17 protein-coding genes are annotated in these 21,681 nt (G+C 75.1%); 9 read left to right on the top strand and 8 right to left on the bottom strand.

Annotated elements, in window-relative coordinates:
• The first annotated feature begins 7 nt into the window (after nt 1-7).
• Together FHX40_RS17480 and pgfA (FHX40_RS17475) are read left to right on the top strand one after the other, a co-directional pair.
• The gene (locus FHX40_RS17480) at nt 8-4,318 is read left to right on the top strand and encodes an alpha-(1->3)-arabinofuranosyltransferase domain-containing protein (protein ID WP_229789003.1); all 4,311 of its coding nucleotides are present in this window, start codon (nt 8-10) and stop codon (nt 4,316-4,318) included.
• Entirely contained in the window at nt 4,315-5,391 is a 1,077-nt protein-coding gene (gene pgfA / locus FHX40_RS17475; protein ID WP_142260619.1) for a cell envelope lipid trafficking protein PgfA, read from the top strand. The genes FHX40_RS17480 and pgfA (FHX40_RS17475) overlap by 4 nt, the downstream gene beginning before the upstream one ends.
• On the opposite strand, the gene FHX40_RS17470 is transcribed toward pgfA (FHX40_RS17475), so the two are convergent.
• A complete protein-coding gene (locus FHX40_RS17470) occupies nt 5,332-6,075 on the bottom strand; it encodes a class I SAM-dependent methyltransferase (protein WP_142260618.1) in 744 nt (247 codons plus the stop codon). The genes pgfA (FHX40_RS17475) and FHX40_RS17470 overlap by 60 nt on opposite strands.
• Entirely contained in the window at nt 6,059-7,357 is a 1,299-nt protein-coding gene (locus FHX40_RS17465) for an acyltransferase family protein (protein ID WP_229789001.1), read from the bottom strand. Before FHX40_RS17465 ends, FHX40_RS17470 begins: the two co-directional genes overlap by 17 nt.
• 161 nt (nt 7,358-7,518) lie before the next feature.
• Between FHX40_RS17465 and pgfA (FHX40_RS17460) the strand changes: the two genes are divergently transcribed.
• Nucleotides 7,519-8,451, top strand: coding sequence for a cell envelope lipid trafficking protein PgfA (gene pgfA, locus FHX40_RS17460; RefSeq protein WP_142260616.1), 933 nt, complete (start codon nt 7,519-7,521; stop codon nt 8,449-8,451).
• A gap of 114 nt (nt 8,452-8,565) precedes the next feature.
• Here the strand turns inward: pgfA (FHX40_RS17460) and FHX40_RS17455 are convergent, their stop codons facing one another.
• A complete protein-coding gene (locus FHX40_RS17455) occupies nt 8,566-9,921 on the bottom strand; it encodes a dipeptidase (RefSeq protein ID WP_142260615.1) in 1,356 nt (451 codons plus the stop codon).
• A gap of 485 nt (nt 9,922-10,406) precedes the next feature.
• On the opposite strand from FHX40_RS17455, the gene ald reads away from it, so the two are divergent.
• Nucleotides 10,407-11,522, top strand: a complete 1,116-nt coding sequence (gene ald, locus FHX40_RS17450; RefSeq protein WP_142260614.1) for an alanine dehydrogenase — start codon at nt 10,407-10,409, stop codon at nt 11,520-11,522.
• Nucleotides 11,523-11,644: 122 nt separating this feature from the next.
• On the opposite strand, the gene FHX40_RS17445 is transcribed toward ald, so the two are convergent.
• Both FHX40_RS17445 and FHX40_RS17440 read right to left on the bottom strand, forming a co-directional pair.
• Nucleotides 11,645-13,381: a tetratricopeptide repeat protein gene (locus FHX40_RS17445; protein ID WP_244941602.1), complete on the bottom strand. Its 1,737-nt coding sequence runs from the start codon at nt 13,379-13,381 to the stop codon at nt 11,645-11,647.
• Between the two features lie 76 nt (nt 13,382-13,457).
• Nucleotides 13,458-14,471: an urease accessory protein UreH domain-containing protein gene (locus FHX40_RS17440; protein ID WP_170198874.1), complete on the bottom strand. Its 1,014-nt coding sequence runs from the start codon at nt 14,469-14,471 to the stop codon at nt 13,458-13,460.
• A gap of 242 nt (nt 14,472-14,713) precedes the next feature.
• Here FHX40_RS17440 and ggt point away from each other — a divergent pair, with 242 nt between their 5' ends.
• Nucleotides 14,714-16,492 carry a gamma-glutamyltransferase gene (ggt, locus tag FHX40_RS17435; protein ID WP_142260612.1) on the top strand — a complete coding sequence of 593 codons (1,779 nt, stop codon included), beginning with the start codon at nt 14,714-14,716 and terminating at the stop codon, nt 16,490-16,492.
• A 234-nt stretch (nt 16,493-16,726) separates the two neighbouring features.
• Nucleotides 16,727-16,918 carry a hypothetical protein gene (locus FHX40_RS17430; protein ID WP_142260611.1) on the top strand — a complete coding sequence of 64 codons (192 nt, stop codon included), beginning with the start codon at nt 16,727-16,729 and terminating at the stop codon, nt 16,916-16,918.
• Here the strand turns inward: FHX40_RS17430 and FHX40_RS17425 are convergent, their stop codons facing one another.
• The 3 genes from FHX40_RS17425 to FHX40_RS25155 form a co-directional block, all read right to left on the bottom strand.
• The gene (locus tag FHX40_RS17425; RefSeq protein WP_142260610.1) at nt 16,919-17,230 is read right to left on the bottom strand and encodes a DUF3817 domain-containing protein; all 312 of its coding nucleotides are present in this window, start codon (nt 17,228-17,230) and stop codon (nt 16,919-16,921) included.
• Nucleotides 17,231-17,365: 135 nt separating this feature from the next.
• Entirely contained in the window at nt 17,366-18,232 is an 867-nt protein-coding gene (locus FHX40_RS17420; RefSeq protein ID WP_142260609.1) for an SURF1 family protein, read from the bottom strand.
• Nucleotides 18,233-18,551: 319 nt separating this feature from the next.
• Complete coding sequence (locus tag FHX40_RS25155; protein WP_170198873.1) at nt 18,552-18,725, bottom strand: hypothetical protein; 174 nt, start codon at nt 18,723-18,725, stop codon at nt 18,552-18,554.
• A 532-nt stretch (nt 18,726-19,257) separates the two neighbouring features.
• Between FHX40_RS25155 and FHX40_RS17415 the strand changes: the two genes are divergently transcribed.
• The 3 genes from FHX40_RS17415 (at nt 19,258) to FHX40_RS17405 (ending at nt 21,670) form a co-directional block, all read left to right on the top strand.
• Nucleotides 19,258-19,737 carry a flavodoxin domain-containing protein gene (locus FHX40_RS17415; RefSeq protein ID WP_142260608.1) on the top strand — a complete coding sequence of 160 codons (480 nt, stop codon included), beginning with the start codon at nt 19,258-19,260 and terminating at the stop codon, nt 19,735-19,737.
• Between the two features lie 122 nt (nt 19,738-19,859).
• On the top strand, nt 19,860-20,846 hold the full coding sequence (locus tag FHX40_RS17410) for an ABC transporter ATP-binding protein (protein WP_142260607.1): 987 nt from the start codon (nt 19,860-19,862) through the stop codon (nt 20,844-20,846).
• Complete coding sequence (locus FHX40_RS17405) at nt 20,843-21,670, top strand: ABC transporter permease (RefSeq protein ID WP_142260606.1); 828 nt, start codon at nt 20,843-20,845, stop codon at nt 21,668-21,670. Before FHX40_RS17410 ends, FHX40_RS17405 begins: the two co-directional genes overlap by 4 nt.
• The last annotated feature ends 11 nt before the right edge of the window (nt 21,671-21,681 follow it).

Below are 21,681 nucleotides of genomic sequence, written 5' to 3'. Positions count from 1 at the left end.
GCGCGCCTTGAGCCTCGCCACCAAAGCCGCAGCCCTCGCCGCCCGGTTCCGTGCCCGCAGGACGGCCGGGTCCGACCGGCGCGCCCCGGACATGCGGCCGGAGGCCGCGTTCCGGCACGAGCGGCCGGAGGCCGCATTACGGCACCGCCTGCGCCTGCTCGCGGGCTGCCTGCTGCTCGGCGCGATCGCGTTCAACACCGCGCCCGGGATGCTGATCTCCGAGACCAAGATGGACATGGCGGTCAACCCGCTCGGCTTCCTGGAGCGCGCCCTCCACCTGTGGGACGACGCCTACTTCGGCCACCTGCAGAACCAGGCGTACGGCTACCTGTTCCCGATGGGACCGTTCTACGTCGTCCTGGACGCCGTCGGCGTGCCCGCGTGGGCGATCCAGCGGCTGTGGATGACGCTCGTGCTGTGCGCCGCGTTCCTCGGCACGGAGCGGCTCGCCCGCGCCCTCGGCGTCGGCACCCCGGGCACCCGCGTCCTCGCCGGGCTCGGCTACGCGCTCGCCCCGCACGCGCTCGCGCTCATCGGGTTCAACTCCTCGGAGTTCCAGCCGAGCGCGGTGCTGCCGTGGATCCTGCTGCCGCTGGTGTACGGCTCGCGCGACGACGGCACGAGCCCGCGCCGGGCCGCCGCGCTGTCCGCCGTGGCGTTCGCGTTCGCCGGCGGGGTGAACGCCGCCGCCGAGCTCGCCGTACTCGTGGTGCCCGGCCTCTACCTGCTCACCCGGTCCGCGGGGCCGCGCAAGCGGGCGCTGCTCGCCTGGTGGCTCGGGTGCGTCGCCGCGGTCTCCATGTGGTGGCTGGTGCCGCTGCTGCTGCTCGGCCGGTACATCTTCTCGTTCCTGCCGTTCATCGAGACCGCCGAGGCCACCACGGGCGTCACCTCGCTGCTCAACGTGCTGCGCGGCACCTCGAGCTGGCTCGCCCACCTGGTGGAGAACGGCATGCCGTGGCTGCCCGCCGCCTACGAGCAGGCCACCCGGCCGTGGCTGGTCGCGGCCACCGCGGCCGTGGCCGCGCTCGGCCTCGCCGGGCTGCTGCGCCGGGACACCCCGGAGCGGACGTTCCTCGCGCTGTGCGTGCTCGCCGGGGTGGCGATCGTGACGGCCGGGCACGCGGGCACGCTCGCCTTCCCGTGGGCCGAGCAGGTCCGGGACGCGTTCGACGGGGTGCTCGCCCCGTTCCGCAACCTGCACAAGTTCGACGCGCTGATCCGGCTGCCGCTCGCGCTCGGCCTCGCCGCGCTGCCGCCGCTGCTGCCGCACCCGGCCCGGCCGCGGGTGGCGCTGCCGGGTCCGGCGGTGCTCGCCGCCGCCGCGGTGGTCTGCGCGCTCGCGCCCGTCGCCACCGCCGGGGTCACCCCGCCGGGGCCGTTCCCCGACCTGCCGTCGTACTGGCGGGACGCGGCCGCCTGGCTCAACCGCAACGCGGGGGAGCACATGGTGCTCGTCGTGCCGGGCTCCAAGCGCGGCGAGTACCAGTGGGGCCGCCCGCTCGACGAGCCGATGCAGATGCTGCTCACCGCGCGCTGGGCGACCCACTCGAACGTGCCGTGGGGCTCGGCCGGGCTCGCCCGGCTGCTCCAGGCGATCGACGAGCGCATCGCGAACGGCACCGGCTCGGCGGGGATCACCCTCGCGCTGCGCCGCATCGGCGTGCGCTACCTGCTGGTGCGCAACGACCTCGCCCGGGACACGCTCGGCACCGCCTGGCCCGCCCGGGTGCACCAGGCGCTGGAGGACTCCGGCGGGCTGCGGCGGGTCGCCGAGTTCGGCCCGTTCGTCGGCGAGCGGTCCGGCGGCATCGCCTCCGGCTGGTGGGACCAGCCCTACCGCGCGCTCGAGGTGTACGAGGTGCCGGACCCCGCGCCGGTCGCCGCGGTGCTGCCCGCCGGGGCGGCGGTGCGGGCCGCCGGATCGCCGGAGGGCGTGCTCGACCTCGCCGACGCCGGGGTGCTCACCGACGACGCGCCGGTGCTGCTCGGCGACGACGCCGGGGCCCCGGAGACGCTCGACGCGCGCACCGTGCTCACCGACACGCTGCGCCGCCGCGACCTCGTCTACGGCGACGTACGGCGCAGCGCCGGCGCCACGCTGCCGGCCGGGGAGGCCGCGCGCACCACCGACCTGCTCGACCCGAACTGGTCGAAGGCCGCCGCCGCGGCCCGGCTGCTCGGCGTCGCCGCGATCACCGCCTCCTCCGCCGCCTCCGACGTCACCGCGCCGCCCGCGATCCGCGAGCCGGGGCGGCAGCCGTACGCGGCGTTCGACGGGGACCGGCGCACGAGCTGGCGCTCGGACGGGTGGCGCGGCCCGGTCGGGGAGTGGCTGCAGGTCGAGTTCACCGCCCCGACCCGCCTGCCGTACCTGGAGATCGCCTTCGAGCGGAACCTGATCGGCCCGGCGGTGACCGAGATCGCGCTGGAGACCGACGCCGGGACCCGGCGGGTGGCGGTGCTGCCGACCGACGCGCCGCAGCGGGTCGAGCCGCCCGCCGGGCCGACCCGGCGGCTGCGCATCCGGGTCACCAAGGTCGCCGGGCGGGGCACGCCGGGCGCGGGCGGCCGGGTCGGCGTCACCGAGGTGACGCTGCCGGGCGTGCGCCCGGAGCGCACGCTCGCGGTGCCCGGCCTGCCCGGGGACGGCACGGCGGACGTCGTGCTCCTGGCCGCGCAGGACGGCGCGCCTGCCTGCATGCGCGGCTCGTCGTCCTGGTCCTGCTCGCAGCGGCTGGAGATCCTGCGCGAGGACGGGTACGGGTTCGACCGCACGTTCCCGGTGCCGCACGAGGAGACCCGGGCGGTCACCGGGCGGGCGGTGCTCACCGACCCGGCCACCGCCGACCGGATCGTCAACCTGCCGAAGATCTACCCGCACGTCACCGCGTCCTCGACCGCGACCGGCCACCCGGCGGCGCTCGGCCGGGCGGCGTTCGACGGCGACCTGAAGACGATCTGGTACGCCGACCCGGCCGACCGGCGGCCCGCGCTCGACATCGACCTCGGCCGCGACCGCCGCGTCTCGGAGATCCGGCTGCTCTTCCCCGACTCGCACCTCGGCAAGCCGCCGGTGAAGGTGACGATCCGCACCGACACCCACGCGGTGCAGGCCTGGGTGGGCGGCGACGGGTGGATCCACTTCCCGGAGATGACCGTGCGGCGGCTGCGCATCGAGTTCACCGCGGCGGCGTCCCGCGCGGTCGAGGTCGCCGACATCACCATCCCCGGGGTACGGCCGCTCGGCCCACCGGGCGACGTCCCGCTGCGGCTGCCGTGCGGGTTCGGGCCCACGCTCACCGTCGGCGGGCGCACCGTGCAGACCCGGATCGTCGACGGCACCCTCGACGACGTGCTCAACGGCCGCCCGCTCGGCTTCGCCGCCTGCGCCCGGGTACGGCTCTCGCCCGGCTCGGCGCGGGTGACCGCCGCGGCCACCGACCCGTACCGGGTGCGCTCGGTCGTGCTGACCCGGGCCGACCGGGCGCCCGGGGCGCGCACGGCGTCCGCGGCCGCGTCCGGCACCGGGACCGTGCGGGCCGCCGCGGCCACGGTGCTCGCCTGGGGGCCGCAGGAGCGTCGGCTGCGGGTGGCCGCGCCGTCCGCCTCGTCGCCCGCCTACCTCGTGGTCAACGAGAACCACAACGCGGGCTGGCAGGCCTACCTCGGCGGCACCCGGCTCGCCCCGGCCCGGCTCGACGGGTGGCGGCAGGCGTGGGTGCTGCCCGCCGGGGCCTCCGGCACCGTCGAGCTGCGCTACGAGCCCGAGCCCGCCTACCGCGTGGCGCTGCTCGCCGGGCTCGGCCTCGTGCTCACGGTCGTCGTGCTCGCGCTCGTCCCCGGCCGCCGCGGGCGGCGGCCCGCGCCGGTGGGCGCCGCCCGCATCGGCGTCCGGTGGGCGTGGCCGCTCGCGCCGCTCGCCGGCCTGTGGACCGGCGGCGTGGCCGGGGCGGCCGTGGTCACGCTCGTGGCCCTCGCCGTGTGGTGGGCGCGGCGGGTGCGCTCGGCCCAGCACGCCATCGACGGCAGCCCGCTGCACCGGTTCGCCCGCGCGCTGCTGTCGCCCTGGACGCCCGCCGCGCTGCTCGCCCTCGCCGGGCTGAGCGCGGCCTTCGGCGCCTCGGCGGGGATCGCGCCGTGGGCCGGTCTCGCGCCCGAGCTGCTCTGCCTCGCCGTACTGGGCGGGATCGTCGCGGCCGTGCCCGGCGACGGCCCGCGGCCCGCGCCGCGCCCGGCGGCCCCGCAGGCCCCGGCGGACGCCTCCGGGCCGGGCGACGCACCGGCGGATCCGTCGCACGCCGAGGCGCCGCGATGAGCGGGTCCGGGAAGGTCCGCGCGGGGGGCCGGGGGGCGCGGACGGCGCTGCTCGCCGCCGCGGCGTTCCTCGCCACCATGGCGGTGCTGCTGCGCACCCTCGTCTACCCCGGCGCGCTCGTGCTGCCGCTGGAGCAGAACCGGATCCACCACCTGGCCGACCGGGACGCGAGCTTCCTCGACCCGGCCACGCTCGAGGTGCGCCGCGGCGTGCCGGTCACCGCCACCACCACCCTGCTCGGCGACCCCGGGGCGGGGGACGAGCGCACCGCGGTGTGGGTGGAGTTCTCCAGCGTGGAGACGGAGTTCGGGCAGCGCATCGACTACCACGAGCGCCGCACCGCGTTCGACCGCCGCACCGGCATGATCGTCGACTGCTGCGAGTCGTACGTGGACGACGTCCCCGGCGCGCGGCAGAGCGGGCTCGCCTTCCGGCTGCCGTTCGGCGCGGACAGGCGTGACTACCCGATGTACGACCCGGTGCTGCGGCGGCAGGTCACGCTGCGCTTCGCGGGCGAGGACACTGTGGCGGGCCTGCCGGTGTACCGGTACACCGCCACCGCGGGCCCGGTGCGGGTGGAGGACCTGCCGGACGTGTACACCGCCGAGGCGCTCGGCCTCGACCAGGGCCGGAAGAAGAAGCCGGCGAAGAAGGGGAGATCGGCGGGCAGGGGCGCCGGGAACCGGGGCGAGGGCGCGGGCGGCTTCGTGCCCGTGTCCCGGTACGTCGCGATCACCCGGACGCTGTGGGTGGAGCCGGAGAGCGGGCTGCCGGTGCAGGTGCGCGAGCAGCGGCGCGACACCCTGCGCACCGCCGACGGGGTGGACCGCCTCGTCGCGTTCGAGGCCGACCTGGCCACCGACCCGCTCGACGTGGAGATCCTCGCCGCCGAGGCGAACGGGTTCCGCTCCTGGGCGATCCTCGTCCGGGACGTGCTGCCGCCCGTGCTCCTCGCGCTCGCCCCGCTCGCCGTGCTCGCCGCCTGGTGGACCGGTCGGCGGCGGGCCGGCGGCTCAGCGGCGGCGCAGGACCAGCAACAGGTTCCAGGTCACGATCTCGCGGAGTCCCGGTAGCCGCACCACCCAGGTGGCCCAGCTCGGGTGGTACCGCGGCCTGGCGTCGAGCACCTCGACGTCGGCGCGGCGGCGCGCCCAGCGCAGCGCGGCGGCGACCGACACCGGGAACAGGTTCTCGCCGTACCGGTTCTTGGGGCGGCGGCCGTACCTCCGGGTGTACCGGGCGGCGGCGCGGTGGCCGCCCAGGTAGTGCCAGGGCGAGGTCTCGTGCCCGCCCCACGGCGACAGCCAGTTGGTGAACGACAGGTACACGACCCCGCCGGGCCGGGTGACCCGCACCATCTCGCCGGCCATGCGCCACGGGTCGGGCACGTGTTCGAGCACGTTGGAGGAGAAGCAGACGTCGACCGTGGCGTCGCGCAGCGGCAGCGCCAGCGCGCTGCCGAGCACCGCCCCCTCGGGCACCACGCCGTCGCGCGCCATCAGCTCGCCGAGGTCGACGTCGACGCACAGCGGCCGGGCCCCGCGGGCGCGCAGCACCTCGGTGAAGTACCCGGGCCCGCCGCCGACGTCGCACACGAGCGCCCCGGCCAGCTCGGTGTAGGTGGCGAGCTGGGCGACGGTGTCCCGGGCGAGCAGGCCGTAGAAGAAGTCCGGATCGGTCTGCTCCTTGCGGAACGCCCGCAGCAGCCGGACCGACCGGCCGAACGTGGCGCGGAAGGGCTCAGGAGAGGGCTCCACTGCTGCTCCTGTTCACGTGCTCGGACTTCACGTACCGGGGCGCGGCCGGGACGGGCCCGCCGGACGGTACGGCCGGCCGCTCCCGGTGGCGCAGCCGCGCGGTGACGCGGCGGCCGAGGCGGCGGGCGGGCTCCTCCACCAGCCGGTGGGTGACCGCGGCGAGCACGATCGTGATCGCGGCCACCGCGGCGAGGTTGCCGGGGAAGTTCCCGGTGAACGACGGCTGCCCGGTGAACTCGTACCAGCCGTACAGCGTGACGAACTGCCACAGGAACACGCCGTAGGAGATCCGGCCGAGCCACCGCATGACCCGGTTGCCGAGGATGCGGCCGACGAGCGCGCCCGGCCGGGGCAGCATCGCGGCCGGGGCCACGAGGCAGACGGCCACGGTCCCGTAGAGCAGGGTCTCGAACAGGCCCGGCCACACCCCCTCGACGCCGGTGAACCGCGGCCCGGTCACCGGGGTGATCGCGATCGCGTACGCCAGGGCGGCGACGAGCCACGCCGTACCGGGGGCGGCGGCGACCGAGCGGCGCAGCCGCCGGGCCGGGTTGCCGGGGGAGGGGTCGGCCGCCGCCCAGGCGAGCACCACGGCGAGCGCCATGCCGCAGGCGAAGTAGGCCATCGAGCGCGGCAGCCAGCTGTTGAGGTGCGGCAGGTAGGCCGGGTGGTGGCTGAGCACCACGGTGACCGGGGAGGCGAGGGCGAGCGCGGCGAGGCCGAGCAGCAGCCGCCGGGCGCGGCGGCCCACGTCGTCCCCGGCCCGCCGGGCGAACGCGGCGAGGCCGGCCGCGAGCAGCGGCAGCAGCAGGTAGAACGCCATCTCCACGCACAGGCTCCACATCTGCGCCAGGCCCTTCGGCCCCAGCCCCACCCACCACGGGTCGGGGTGGTAGGTCTGGGTGAGGGTGAGCAGGACGAGCCAGGTGCCCGGGTCGCCGGCCCGGTCGCGCGACCACCACGTGATCGCCACGGCCACGACCAGCCAGTACGCGGGCAGGATGCGCAGCGCCCGCCGTACCAGGTAGGCCCGGACGTCGGGGGCCGGGGCGCCGGTGAGCGCGGCGGTCGCCCAGGGGCGGTAGAGCAGCAGCCCGGACAGGGTGAAGAAAATCGGTACGGCGACGTCGCCGCGCGCGAGCAGGCCGGTGAAGAAGTCGTCGCCGAGCGCGGCGCCGGACTCGATGGCGACGTGGAAGGTGAGGACCGCGAACGCGGCGATCGCCCGCACGCCGTCGAGCGCGTCGATATGGGGGTCGGCGGTGACGGCGACGCGTTTCACCGGCGCGCGCCTGGAACCTGTTTCGGCCACGTTCTCCTGTCCTCGTGACACTTGTCGGAAAGCGTACCAACAGCCCTTGAGTGGAATAATGTTTCAAGTTCTGGACGGTACGCTGTCCAGCCCTTGTCCCCCACCCCCGCACCCCCAGGAGGAGCGAAACGATGGGCCGCGTCGTCGGGATCGTGCTCGTAGGACTTGGGGCGTTCCTCGCGACACTGGCGCCGCTGATGCGGTTCCAGGTCGCCGACAAGCTGATCGCCGCTCCCGCTGATCAGTACCGCGTCACCACGCTCCAGGCGAACGACGCGGAGTATTTCAGCGTGGCGGACCTGAAGGTGCTCAAGGGCACGCTCAACATCACCGTCACCACCAAGGGCGACGTCCGGGAGGCGAAGGGCGACCGGGTCGTGTGGGACCAGTTCACCTCGGTGAACGACACCACCAACAACCGGTCGGGCATCGTGCTGACGCGGTTCCGCAGCGCGTTCAACAAGTACACGGGGGAGGGCGTGAACTGCTGCGGGGCGAACGTCGACGACGAGCCGGTCGCGCCGAGCGGCCAGATCTTCCTTTTCCCGTTCAACGCGGAGAAGAAGACCTACAAGGTGTTCAACACCAACACCCGCAGGGCGTTCGACGCGCACTTCGCCGGCGAGGAGGTCGTGGACGGCCTCCCGGTCTACCGGTACGAGCAGAACATCCCGGCCACGAAGATCGACGAGTTCGACGCGCCGGCGAAGGCCATGGGCATCGACAAGTCCGGCGACGTCCGCATCGAGCGCTGGTACGACGCCCGCATCATCTACTGGGTGGAGCCGGTGAGCGGCGCCCCGGTCAAGCAGGAGCAGCGCCGCCACGAGGTGCTGAAGACCACCGACGGCGTGGAGCGCAAGCCCGCGCTCATCGCCACCGCCACGTACACGCCGGAGAGCGTGGACGAGATGGTGCGCACCGCGACCGACGCCAAGAACCAGATCCTGATGCTGAAGACCCGCATCCCGGTCGCGCTGCTCGTCACCGGCCTGCTGCTGCTCGTCGTCGGCGTGGTGGTCGTGCTGCGCGGCCGCCGCTCGGCGGCGCACGCCCGGTCCTGACCGGCCGTACGGGCGTGTCTCCTCGTGTCACGGGGGTGACACGAGGAGACACGGCACGCCCGCCGGTACGGCACGGCCGGACCTCGGCCGCCGGGCGCCGTGGCCGTGCCCGCGTCAGCGGCCGGGGACCGCGGCGCCGGCGTACTCGGCGAGGAACAGGGCCTCGGTGAGGATGGTGCGGCGCAGCTCCTCCAGGTCGACCCGCTCGTTCGGGGCGTGGATGGAGGCGCCGTCGTCCTCCGCGCCGAACAGCAGGATCTCGGCCACCGGGAAGAGCCGGGCGAGCATCGCCACGAGCGGGATCGAGCCGCCCGCGCCGATGTCCCGCGGCGGCCTGCCGTACGCGCGCTCCATCGCCCGGTTGAGCGCGCCGCGCGCGGTGCCGCCCGGGATCGCGAGGAAGCCCGAGCCGAGCACCACGTCGTCGATCGCGACCTTCGCCCCCCACGGGGTGACCCGGCGCAGGTGGTCGATCACGTCCTCCACCGCGGTCTTGGGGTCGCCCGCGGGCGGGACCCGCACGGTGACCCGGGCCCGGGCGACCGGCTGCACCGCGTTGACCGCGTTGGCGACGCTCGGCGCGTCGATGCCGGTGACGGTGATCGCGTAGGAGGACCACAGGCGGTCGGCGAGGCTGCCCGAGCCGACGAGCCGCACCCCGTCGAGCACGCCCGCGGTCTTGCGGAACTCCTCCTCCGACGGGCCGGTGCCGAGGAACGTGCCCCGGGGCAGGCCGGGCACCCGGATGTCGCCGTTGTCGTCGTGCAGCGAGGCGAGCATGCGGATCAGCGCGGCGAGCGCGTCCGGCGTGGGCCCGCCGAACTGGCCGCTGTGCATCGCCTCCTTGAGCGTGCGGACCTCGATGGTGAAGGCGGCGAGGCCGCGCAGCGAGGTGGTGACCGCCGGGTCGCCGACCTTCGGGTTGCCGGTGTCCGCCACGATGATCGCGTCGGCGCGGGCGAGCTCGGGGTTCGCCTCGATGAACGCCTCAAGGCGCTCCCCGGCGTACTCCTCCTGGCCCTCGATCAGCACCTTGATGCCGACCGGGAAGCGGCCCTGGAACGCGCGCAGGGCGGCGACGTGGGAGATGACGCCGGACTTGTCGTCGGCCGCGCCCCGGCCGTACAGGCGGCCGTCGATCAGCGTGGGCTCGAACGGCGGGGTGCGCCACAGCCGCGGGTCCCCGGCCGGCTGCACGTCGTAGTGGGCGTACAGCAGCACGGTGGGCGCGCCCGGGGGCGCCGGGGCCTCGCCGTACACGGCCGGGAAGCTGCCCTCGACCGGGATGCGCCGTACGTGGGGCAGGCCGGCGGAACGCAGCAGCTCCTCGACGGCCTCGGCGGCGGCGAGCACCGGCTCCGCCGGGTGGCCCGGGAAGGCCACCGACGGGATGGCGACCAGGCGCTTGAGGTCCTCGACCGCACGCGGCATGCCCGCCGCGACGGCGTTCTCGATCTCCTCGGGAGTCAACGGTCACTCCGTTATCTCGTTTCTCGTGTTCTTTTATTGGATCACACGCGGGTGGGCGACGCCGGTGTGGCCGGGCCGTGCCCGGTCGCGCCTGACGGATTTCTTGCCGATAAACGATCAACCGACGGTGTCCGGCCGCGGCGCCGGCGGTACGCGGCGCGTGGCCTGTCGGATTCCGCGGTCAACCGTTCCGCCGCGTCCGGGCCGTTCGGCCGCGCACCCGGGGAACCCGCCTGACCTGCGATGATCGCCGTTGGCGCGGGCGGCGGCGGCCCGGTCGTGGACCGCTAGCACAAATGACCGGTACGTCCACCCCCGGTGCGAGATAACCGAATTGTCACCTCATCGTCAACGTTCGACGTCGACCTACGGTCGAGTATCCGGAAACGTTTACGCACGGCACCTGTCCACGGCATCGTCATCGGCATGTGGCCGCGGCCGGCGCAACGGCGCGCCGCCCGGCCGGACACGAAAGGACCCGGCCAATGAAGATCGGTGTGCCCGCCGAGGTGAAGCCCCACGAGTACCGCGTCGCCATCACCCCCGCCGGAGTGCACGAGCTCGTCCGGAACGGACACGAGGTCAGCATCGAGCGCGGCGCGGGACTCGGCTCGCACATCACCGACGAGGACTTCGCCGCCGCAGGTGCGAAGCTGCGGGACCGCGCGGACGACGTGTGGGCCGAGGCGGAGATGATCCTCAAGGTCAAGGAGCCGGTCGCCGAGGAGTACGGGCGCATGCGCGAGGGGCAGGTGCTGTTCACCTACCTGCACCTCGCCGCGTCCCGCGCGTGCACCGACGCGCTGCTCGAGCGGAAGGTCACCGCGATCGCGTACGAGACGGTGCAGAAGGGCAGGACGCTGCCGCTGCTCGCCCCCATGTCCGAGGTGGCCGGACGGCTCGCCACCCAGGTCGGCGCCTTCTACCTCATGCGGGTCAACGGCGGGCGCGGCGTGCTGCCCGGCGGCGTGCCCGGGGTCGCCCCGGCGAAGGTCGTGGTGATCGGCGGGGGCGTGGCCGGGCTGAACGCGGCCCAGATCGCCGTCGGCATGGGCGCGGACGTGACCATCCTCGACGTCAACCTCGACCGGCTGCGCCACATCGACGAGATCTACCGGGGGCGGCTGCGCACGCTGGTCTCCACCGGGTACACGATCGAGCGCGAGCTGCCCACCGCCGACCTGGTGGTCGGCGCGGTGCTCATCCCCGGGGCCAAGGCGCCCAAGCTCGTCCCCAACGAGCTCGTGGCCGCGATGAAGCCGGGCTCGGTGCTCGTCGACATCGCCATCGACCAGGGCGGCTGCTTCGCCGACTCCCGGCCGACCACCCACGACGACCCGGTCTTCCCGGTGCACGGCTCGCTGTTCTACTGCGTGGCGAACATGCCCGGGGCGGTCGCCCACACCTCGACGTACGCGCTCACCAACGTGACCCTGCCGTACGCGGTGCGGCTCGCGAACCTCGGCTGGCGCGAGGCGCTGCGCGCCGACCCGGCCCTCGCCCTCGGCCTGAACACCCATGACGGCGTGCTCACCAGCCCGCCGGTCGCCGAGGCCCACGGCCTGCCCTGCACCCCCGTCGAGACGGTGCTCGCCGCCTGACACCGGGTCAGGCCATTCGCTCTGCCTGGGACACGGTCAGGCGGCGCCCCGGCCGGCCCGGGGCAGGCCGGCAAGGTCCGGCCCGGCCGGGTCGTATTCGTGGCCCGGCCGGGCCGGACGGGTCAGTTCGGGTTGAGCCGGGCGCGCAGCTCGCGGGCGACGCGGAGCGCCCGGCGGACCTCGGCGGCCGTCGGCCACGGCGCGCTGCCCGGGCACAGCAGCGTGGTGCGCAGCGCGTCGAGGCACTCGATCGCGGCGGCGTGCCGGTCGTCCCGGTCGGCGAGCCACCGCGCCGCGTCCGGCTCGCGCAACCGCCGCGCCACGTGCTCCCAGGTGCCGAGGATCTCCACGAGGTCGTCCGGGTCGATCGGCTCGCCGCGCCTCCCGGCCGCCGCGGCGGCGAGCTCGGCGCGTGCCGCGGGCTCCGGGTCGACCGTGGGGGCGCAGACCGGTGCGGGCGTGTGCGCGAGCCACCGCTCGGCCTCGGCGGTACGGCCCAGCGCGGTGAGCAGCGTGCCGAGCTCCACCGCGGCCCGGTGGTGGCCCTGTGCCGCCGCCCGCCGGAACCAGTGCCCGCCGCCGTGCACGTCGTCGTGCTCCGCGATGAGCAGCAGCCCGAGGTGGTAGGCGGCCTCGGGGTCGCCGCGCGCCGCGGCGCGGCCGAACCAGTGCGCCGCGGCCGCCGCGTCCCCCAGCTCCACGCAGACGAACGCGGCGAGCCGCTGGTCGGCGACCCGGCCCGCGCGGGCCGCCCGCTCCAGCCACTCCCGGGCCTCGCGCAGGTCCCCCCGGGCGAGCGCGAGCCCGCCCAGGTGGGAGGCGGCGCGCAGGTGGCCGCCCGCGACCGCGAGCCGGTAGGTCGCCTCGGCCCGCTCCCGGTCCCCGGTCGCCTGCAGCAGCAGGCCGAGGTGGTAGCAGGCGTCGATGTGCCCGCCGCGCGCGGCGTGCTCCCACCACTGCCGGGACTGGTCCTCCGCGCCCGCCGTGTAGGCGAGGAACCCCAGGTCGTGCGCTGACTTCAGGTCGCCGTCGAGGGCGGCGGCCCGGTGCCACTCGTAGGCGTCGTGCAGCTCCCCGGCCTCCTCGCACAGCAGCCCGAGCCGCCGCGCGGCGTGCCGGGAGCCCGCCCGCGCCGCCCGCTCCAGCCAGCGGCGGGCGCCGGCCACGTCGCCGGTGTGCTCCAGCAGCAGCGTGGCGAGGTGGACCGCGGCCTCCCGGTCCCCGGCGGCGGCCGCGACCTCGTACCAGCCGCAGCTCTCCTCGAGGCTGCCGTGCTTCTCGTGCCAGACGCCGAGGTTGAACGCGCTGTCGATGTTCCCGGCCCGCGCCGCCCGCTCCCACCACAGCCGCGCGGACATCGGATCGCCGCGGCGCGCGTACACCCGGCCGATCCGGTGCGCCGCGAGCGGGTCACCGGCCTGGGCCGCCTTCAGCAGGTCGGCGAACGACTCCTCCTCCGCCGCGTGGTCCCGCCGCCCGCGCCGGTCCGGCCACTGCGCCGCGTCAGGCGGTGCAGTTGGACGGAGCGCCGCGTCAGGCGGCGCATCCAGACGTGGCATCGCGCCGGGCGGCGGATCCGGGCGCGGCGCCTCCGGTTGAGGGGTGCGGGGGATCGGTACGGCCGGGCGGGCCTCGGCCGTGCCGACCGGCGCGGCCAAGGTGCCGTCCACGGGGCCGTACGGCGGGCGCCGCGGGGGCGGCGCCGGGGCGGCCGGTCCGGGGGAGCGCGTCTCCGCCACCGCGGCCGTGGCGCGCGGCGCCGGGGCACGGACCTCGCCGTCGTCCGCCGGTGCCGCCTCGGCGATGGCGGGCGCGGAGCCGTTCCCGTCCGGGGCCGCTGGAGTCACCCACAACCTCATGCCCTCAGATTGACATGTAACGGTTCGGTCGCGCAGAGTAATCGCACATTCCGGTCGGCGGCCGGCCGGCGGCGGGTCAGCGGAAGTGGAGCACGCCGGGGTACATGCCCATGCCGCACGCGTAGCGCAGCGGCCCCGGCGGGCGCGGCGGCAGCCGTACCGTCGCGGGGAGCGCGAGGTCGCGGCCCTCGAGGCTGAGCGTGCGGGCGCACCCCGCGTCGTCGGTGACCCGGAAGACGACCTCGGTGGGCACGTTCGCGCGGAGCACCACGACGGCGGGCCGGTAGCCCTCCGCCGTGGCCCAGACGGTGACCGTCTGCACCCCGTCCGGCCGGACCATCGCGGTGGCCGCGGAGGCCGGGGGCGTGCCGAGCTCGGGCAGCCAGCCGCCGAGGCGCAGCCCGGAGGCGATCGTCCACAGACCGGCGAGGATCGCCACCGCCCCCGCGATCGCGGCGAACCTCGTCGCGGCGGCCCGCCGCAGCAGCAGGCCGAGCACGGCGAACGCGGGCGTGCTGCCGGCCGCGAACGCGGCCATCACCAGCGCCCCGCCCGCCGCCGAGCCGGTGGAGACCGCCACCGCCTCGACCCCGAGCGTCGTCCCGCACGGCACGAGCACGGTCGCCGCCCCCAGCGCGAGCGCCCGCGCCCGGCCCGTAGCCCGGCCCGCGGGCACGCCCCGGCACCCCGCCGCGTCAGGGGCGGGGGAGCCGCGCGTGCGGGACCGCCGCAGCAGGCGGGCGGCGAAGGCCACGACGAGGACCCCGGCGGCGACCAGCAGCACGGCCCGCGGCGTGGGGCCGAGCCGTACCGCGCCGCCGAGCAGGCCGAGCAGCGCGCCCGCGAGCACGTGCGAGGCGAACCGCCCGGCGGCGAACGCCGCCACCACCCGGCCGTCCGAGACCGCCGGAGCGCACCCGTGGCCGCATCCCGTGCCGTGCCCGGGCGTCGCGCCGCACCCCGTGGCCCGCCCGGCGCCGGACGGCCGGGCCAGCCCGACGAGCAGCCCGCCCTGCACCGCCGTACACGTGGCGGAGCCCGCGAGCAGGCCCGCGGCGAGGCCGCCGAGGGCGAGGGGCAGCGCGTCCACGCTCACCATGGGACGAGGCCGGACCGGATCGGCGGGGACATGGCACCTTTCGTTCCGTCAGGGCGACTGAATGCCGACTTTGGCACCGTAACGTGACCGAACGGACGCTACCAGTGACAGTTCGGTTACCCCCGCCCGACCGGTAAAGGAGTAGCCCCGGCACCGGCCGGATGCGGACAACGCATCCCAAATCCCTGACTTCATGCGTCATGCTGATCTGACCCGTGGATTGGAGGTGCCGGGTGAAACGCTCCGCGTCGCTGGCGGTCGGCCTCCTCGCCGCCCCGACCCTCGTCGTGTCCCTCGTCGCCCCGCCCGCCACGGCCGTGGCGCCGCCCAAGGGCGGGCCGGGCAAACAACCCGTCGCCGAGGGGTACGGCGGAGCCGTGGCCACCGTGGACCACGACGCGAGCAGGGCGGCGCTCGAGGTGCTCCGCAAGGGCGGGAACGCGGTGGACGCGGCGGTCACCGCGGCGGCCGTGCTCGGCGTCACCGAGCCCTACTCGACCGGGCTCGCCGGCGGCGGCTTCCTCCTCTACTACGACGCCCGCCGCGGAAAGGTGCACACCATCGACGGCCGGGAGACCGCGCCCCGCCGCATGACCGCGACCTCGTTCCAGGAGAACGGCGCGCCCATCCCGTTCGACGAGGCGGTCACCAGCGGCCTGTCGGTCGGCGTGCCCGGCACCGTGGCGACCTGGGACCTCGCGCTGCGCCGCTTCGGCACGATCTCGCTGCGCCGGGCGCTCGAGCCCGCGATCGAGGTCGCCACCAAGGGCTTCGTCGTCGACCGGACCTTCCACGACCAGACCGCGCAGAACGCCGAGCGGTTCGCCGCGTTCACCTCGACCGCGAGGCTGTTCCTCCCCGGCGGGAGGCCGCCCAGGGTGGGCAGCGTGTTCCGCAACCCCGACCTCGCCCGCACCTACCGGGAGCTGGGCAAGCACGGCCCCCGCTGGCTGTACGAGGGGCGGCTCGGCGAGGAGATCGTCGCCACCGTGAAGCGGCCCCCGGTCGCCCCCGGCACCACCCGGCGGGTACGGCCCGGCCTCCTGGAGCGGTCGGACCTGCGCGCCTACCGGGCCGTCGAGCGCCCGCCCACCCGGGTGTCGTACCGGGGCATGGACGTGTACGGCATGGCCCCGCCGTCCTCGGGCGGCTCCACGGTCGGCGAGGCGCTCAACATCCTCGAGGCGCTCGGCACGGTCGGGCTGCACGAGTACCTGGAGGCGTCCCGGCTGGCGTTCGCCGACCGCAACGCCTACGTCGGGGACCCCGGCCACGTGCGGGTGCCGCTGCGCGAGCTGCTGTCGGACGAGTTCGCCAAGGAGCGCGCCTGCCTGGTCGGGGAGCGGGCCATGGCCCACCCGGCCCCGGCCGGGGTGCCGGACGGCGACTACGACCCGTGCCCCGGCGCGCCGAGCCCCGCCCCGAAGGGCGTGCCCGAGCAGGCCGAGGGTCCGGAGACCACGAACCTCGTCGTCGCCGACCGGTGGGGCAACGTCGTCGCCTACACCAGCACGATCGAGCAGACCGGCGGCAGCGGCATCGTCGTGCCCGGCCGCGGCTTCCTGCTCAACAACGAGCTGACCGACTTCACCTTCGGCCCGGCCGAGGGCGACCCGAACCTGCCCGGCCCCGGCAAGCGGCCGCGCTCCTCGATGGCGCCGACCATCGTCGTCGCCGGCGGCCGCCCGGTGCTCGCGGTCGGCTCACCCGGCGGCGCCACGATCATCACCACCGTGCTGCAGATCCTCGTCGGCCGGTTCGACCTCGGCATGACGCTGCCGGACGCGCTCGCCGCGCCGCGGGCGAGCCAGCGCAACACCGCCCAGACCCAGGCGGAGCAGGGCTTCATCGACGCCCACGGGCCCGCGCTCACGGCGCTCGGCCACGAGTTCGCGACCACCCCGGAGATCGGCGCCGCGACCGCGGTGGAGTTCCTCGGCCACGGCCGGGTCCGGGCGGTCGCCGAGCCCGCCCGCCGGGGCGGCGGCAGCGCCCTGGTCGAGCGGCCCTGACCCGTACCCCTGGTCACGCCCCCGGTCACAAAGGTGCGGCCAGGGGGATGGCCGGGATGGCGCGCTCCACCGGAACTTCCCCGGGCGGTGCCGCGTTGGACCGGGCGCGGACGGGACACCGTGCCGCGCGGGCCGCCCGGTGGTGACCGGGCGTGCCGGGCCTGCGACGCGGATCCCGCCGCGACGGGCCAGAATGGCAGGCGGGGAGTCACCCCCCGACACGAAAGGCCGGATATGTCGCCGATTGGGAAGTACTACCTGGGCGCCGGTATCGCGTCCCTGCTCGCGCTCTGGCTGCTGCCGAACCTGCTCGCCTGGCTGATCGTGCTCGGTCTGCTCGGCGGGCCGGTCGCCGTCTACTTCATGCTCGACGAGTCGCAGCGGGCGCGGCTCAAGCGCATCCGGCGCCGGCAGATCGGCCGCTGATCAGCTCGAGGCGGCCGCGATCTCGCGGTGTACCCGCTGGGTGACCTTGCGCTCGACCACGAACGACAGGAACGGGATCGTGCCCGCGAGGAGCACACCCAGCAGGTACACCCACGACCACCGTGCCTTGAGCCCGAGGTTCAGCGCGGCCAGCAGGTAGATGGCGTACAGGAAGCCGTGGAGCGGGCCGATGATCGCGACGCCGGCGGCCTCGCCGAAGCCGTACTTGAGCACCATCGCCGCGACGAGGGCGAGCAGCATGACGCCGACGATGTAGGCCATGACGCGAAACGACTTGAGCGCGGATTCCACGGCGGATCACTACCTTGTTCGCTGATCACGGGTCCGGTGCATGACCGCACCCGGACGGCTTGTTCGCGGACGAGTCACACCATATCCGCCCCGCGCGGCGGTCGGTCCGCCGGGCGGGGCCATCCCCGGGCGCGATCAGCCCGGCCCCGGCCGCCGGTCACCCGCGGTGGCGGCCTGCGCGACGGCACGGCCGCCCGCGTCCGCCTCCCCGGAGGGCTCGTCGTCCGGCGGGCCGTCCTGCGCGCCCTGCCGCCGCCGCTCCTGTACGGCGTCGCGGACCAGGCGCCACCACATGTACACGGCGAACGCGGCGAAGATCCACCACTGCAGCGCGTAGGCGAGGTTGCGCCAGTTGAACGAGCGCTCGGCCGTCGGCGGCGCGACCGAGACGAGCCGCGGCTCCGGCGTGCCCCCGCCCACCTGCCGGGTCGCGATGACGTAGCCGTTGCGCACCCGCTCCCCGGTCCAGACGTTGATCAGCTCGGACGTGGTGACCGTCGCCACCTGCCCGCGCGGCAGCGCGCCGGTGCGCTGGATGCGGTCGCTCGGCTCCGGGGGCATCAGCCGCCCGGTGACCGTGACCTGCCCCTCCGGCACGGCCGTCGCCGGGTCGCCGGGCGACGCCACCCAGCCCCGCACCACCGGGATCAGGGTGCCGTCGGCGAGCCGGAGCGGGGTGAGCAGCCAGTACCCCTGCCCCTGCGAGGCCCGCCCGCCGGGCCGCTCGGCGTCCGCCGTACGGTCCGCGACGAGCAGCTGCCGGTCGGCCTCGAACGTCCCCGCGGCGGTCACCTGCCGCCGTATCGCCTCCACCTGGAAGCCGGTGCCCACCGAGGTGAGCGTGGTCACCTCGACCGGGGCCGGGTCGGCGGCGGCCTCCGGCCGTCCCGATTCCTCGAAGACACCGAGCTGCCACCGCCCGAGCAGGGTGAACGAGACGAGCACCCCGATGAGCAGCAGGTGGAGCACGAGCAGCCGGGGCAGGAACAGCGTCCGGAGCATGTCCCCACGCTATCCGCTCGCCCGCCCGGTCCGTGCAGGACCTCGTGCCCCGCGCCCGCACCGGCGCACGCCCCCTCACGCACGCGCCGGTGAGCGGCGGCACGGCCGCCCCGGATGGGGCGGCGGAGCATCCCCCGTCCGGTTCCGCGTCGCTCGTCGCGCCCGTGGCCGGACGGCCGGGTGGACCGATCGGCACGGCCGTGGACCACCCGCGTGCCGGCGGGGGCGGCGACGCCCGTCGCGGGCACGCGAAAACCCCGAGGGCGCGGGCCCTCGGATCGCGCGTGCGTACGGCGAGCCTCCGGCCCGCCGCCCCCGTTCAGCGGATGACGAGGAGATAGATGATGGCCGCGACCGCGATCGCGCCGACGATGATCCCGGAGATGAGGAGGGCGGGGCTCCGCTGCGCGGCCGCCTCCTCCTCCTGCTGGCGCTGCGCGAAGGCCTTGAACTGCTGCGTGTTCCCTGCGGGATCGATCTGTGGATCAGCCATGGGGACGACTCTAGCGAGGGTGAATGATCAATTAACAAGATTTGTGGCAGTTTGACCTTCGTTGATACGGCGCGGCCGCTCAGGCCCGCCCACCAGGCCGTACCGCGGGCGTCCCGGCGTAAATTTTCCCGCCTCGCCGCCCCGCGCGCCAGGCCGTACCGGCGACCGCGATGCCCGCCGTCGCCGCTGATCACGGCGTCAAAGATCCACATTTACGATTCGCAGGACACGGCTTGGCAACGAGCAGCACGCGATATGCTCACAAATGGCATTGGGTGTGCCGTCGCCGTCCGTGGTTGACGCTGCTTTGCCGTGCCTTCACCCGGCGTGGCCCCCGTTGCCGAGTTCCGAACCGTTCCAGGACCGTCCCCGGATCGATCCGGACGTGCTCGATCCCGGTCGTCGGCGGCGTGTGGTGCGGCCTCGGGGCGATCGTGGATCTCGTGGGTCCCTCCGTGCGATCCCCTCCGGCGACCCGGCCCGCGGGCACCGCGGACACCAACGCAATCCCGAAAGGACGAGAGTGATGGCGATGACCACCGCCTTGGTGGCGTTCGCGACCCGAAACGGTTCGACCAAGCAGGTCGCCGAGGACATCGCGGAGACCTTGTGCCTCGAGGGCATCACGGTGGAGTGCCGCCCGGCGCGCGACGTACGCGAACCCCTCCGCCGCTACGACCTGGTGGTCCTCGGCGCACCCCTGTACAACGGCCGCTGGCACCGGGACGCCCGCCGGTTCCTCAAGCGGCACCGCACCGGCCTGCCGCCGATCGCGGTGTTCGGCGTCGGCCCCCGCACCGACCACGGTCCCACCTGGCTCCGCGCCCGGGAGCAGCTGGACCGTTCCCTCTCCCGGTTCCCCTGGATCACCCCCACCACGATCGCGGTCTTCGGCGGCGTCGACCCGCCGGGCCGCCGCAACCGCCGCGACCTGCGCGACTGGGTGGCGATCCGCACCTGGACCCACCGGCTCACCCAGTTCGCCGCCCGCCACACCCCGCCCTCGTTCTAGGCGGGTTTCCAGGCGGGTGCGCCGGCATGACACCTGTCATGCCGGGAGCGGTGCGGAACCCACCTTCAAGTGGTGATATCGGCGACTGTCGGGCACGGCACCGCGATCGCGATCATCGGGGCATGCGCACGCACCAGGAAACCCCCGCGATCGAGGTGAGCGGGCTCCGGCAGCGCTACGGCGACTTCGAGGCGGTACGCGGCGTCTCGTTCTCCGTGGCCACCGGGGAGCTGTTCGCCCTGCTCGGCACGAACGGGGCCGGCAAGACCACGACGATCGAGGTGCTCGAGGGCTACCGCCCGGCGACCGAGGGCCGCGTCCGCGTGCTCGGCCTCGACCCCCGCCGGGACCGGCGCGCCCTCCGCCCCCGCGTGGGGATCATGCTCCAGCACGGTGGGTTCCTGGAGGACCTCACCGTGGCCGAGACGGTGGCGGCCTGGGCCGGTTTCGCGGCCGACGTGCACCGGCCCGTCATCGGCGACGTGCTGGAGCTGGTCGGGCTCGCCCACAAGGCGCGCACCCGGATACGGCAGCTCTCCGGCGGGCAGAAGCGCCGGCTCGACCTCGCGCTCGCCGTGATCGCCCGCCCGGAGGTGCTCTTCCTCGACGAGCCCACCACCGGAATGGACCCCGAGGCGCGCCGCGACACCTGGGAGGTGATCGGCCGGTTGCGCGGCGAGGGTGTCACCGTGCTGCTCACCACCCACTACCTGGAGGAGGCCGAGCGCCTCGCCGACCACCTGGCGATCATGCACGAGGGCCGGATCCACGTGCGCGGCACGGTCGACGAGGTCGTGGCCGAGGCGGGCGACCGCATCACCTTCCGGCTGCCCGAGGTCCACTGGGAGGACCTGCCGGTGCTCGCGGGCGTCGCACCCGCGGTCACCCACGCGGACGGCCGGTGCGAGGTGAGCTATACCCTCGCCGAGGGCCCGGCCGCCGTGCGGGCGCACGCGGCCCTGCGCCCGCTGCTCGACTGGGCCGCCGAGCGCGGCCTCACCCTGGAACGCCTGGAGGTGCGCCGGGGGACGCTGGAGGACGTGTTCCTGCGCGTCGTGGGCGAGGCCGCCGGGGAGCCGGTGGGCGCGGCCGTGGGAGGTGTCCGGTGACGGGTACGGCGTTGGGCACCGTGCTGGCCGACGTCCGGCACGCCGTACGGCTGGCGCGGCTCGACCTGAGGCTGCTCGGCCGCAACCAGACGGCGATGGTGAACGTGGTGCTGCTGCCCGTGCTGATGGGCTGGATGTCCTCCCGGCTCATGCCCGAGGGCGAGCCCGTCGCGGGCGTACCGGCCGAGATCTTCGTGCTCACCGGGCTCCCGGGGCTCATGATGAGCTTCGCGATCTTCGTCAACCTGGTGAACAACTTCACCGCGCGGCGCGAGGAGCTCGTGCTCAAGCGGCTGTACGGCGGGCTGACCTCACCTGCGGCGATCTTCGGCGGCGCGGCGCTGAGCGCGTTCCTCGTCTACCTCGCCCAGGTGGCGCTGCTGACGGTCTGGATCGTCCGGGTCGAGGGCGGCTCCCCGCCCGCGAACCTGCCGCTGCTGCTGCTCGCGTCGGTGCTCGGCGCGGCGGTGATCACGCTGCTCGCGGCCGCGTTCTCCGGCATCACCCGGACCGCCGAGCTCGCCCAGGTCACGGTGCTCCCCGTGCTGCTGGTGATGATCGCCGGCGCGCCGCTGTTCGTCCCGGTGGCCCAGATGCCGGGGGCGCTGCGCATCCTCGCCGAACTGGTCCCGATCACGCCGGTCGTGGAGATCACCCGGACCGCGTTCCTCGGCGCCGACCACATCGGCGACCTCGGCGAGCCGCTGAGTTTCGCCGAGCAGTGGGACGCGGCGCTGCCGTCCCTGGCGATCCTCGCCGGCTGGCTCGTCGTCGCGGCGCTGCTCGCCCGGTGGCTGTTCCGGTGGGACACCCGGCGCGGTTAGCGTGGTGGGCG

Source organism: Thermopolyspora flexuosa (assembly GCF_006716785.1).
Classification (GTDB): domain Bacteria; phylum Actinomycetota; class Actinomycetes; order Streptosporangiales; family Streptosporangiaceae; genus Thermopolyspora; species Thermopolyspora flexuosa.
Note: the sequence above shows the minus strand (reverse complement) of the source record. Positions and strands in the feature narration are given on the sequence as shown.

Coding starts and splice junctions, on each gene's coding strand:
- FHX40_RS17410 (WP_142260607.1), top strand. CDS start 19,860: ATGCGCACGCACCAGGAAACCCCCGCGATCGAGGTGAGCGGGCTCCGG.
- FHX40_RS25155 (WP_170198873.1), bottom strand. CDS start 18,725: ATGGCTGATCCACAGATCGATCCCGCAGGGAACACGCAGCAGTTCAAG.
- pgfA (WP_142260616.1), top strand. CDS start 7,519: ATGGGCCGCGTCGTCGGGATCGTGCTCGTAGGACTTGGGGCGTTCCTC.
- FHX40_RS17430 (WP_142260611.1), top strand. CDS start 16,727: ATGTCGCCGATTGGGAAGTACTACCTGGGCGCCGGTATCGCGTCCCTG.
- FHX40_RS17415 (WP_142260608.1), top strand. CDS start 19,258: ATGACCACCGCCTTGGTGGCGTTCGCGACCCGAAACGGTTCGACCAAG.
- pgfA (WP_142260619.1), top strand. CDS start 4,315: ATGAGCGGGTCCGGGAAGGTCCGCGCGGGGGGCCGGGGGGCGCGGACG.
- ald (WP_142260614.1), top strand. CDS start 10,407: ATGAAGATCGGTGTGCCCGCCGAGGTGAAGCCCCACGAGTACCGCGTC.
- FHX40_RS17445 (WP_244941602.1), bottom strand. CDS start 13,381: ATGAGGTTGTGGGTGACTCCAGCGGCCCCGGACGGGAACGGCTCCGCG.
- FHX40_RS17420 (WP_142260609.1), bottom strand. CDS start 18,232: ATGCTCCGGACGCTGTTCCTGCCCCGGCTGCTCGTGCTCCACCTGCTG.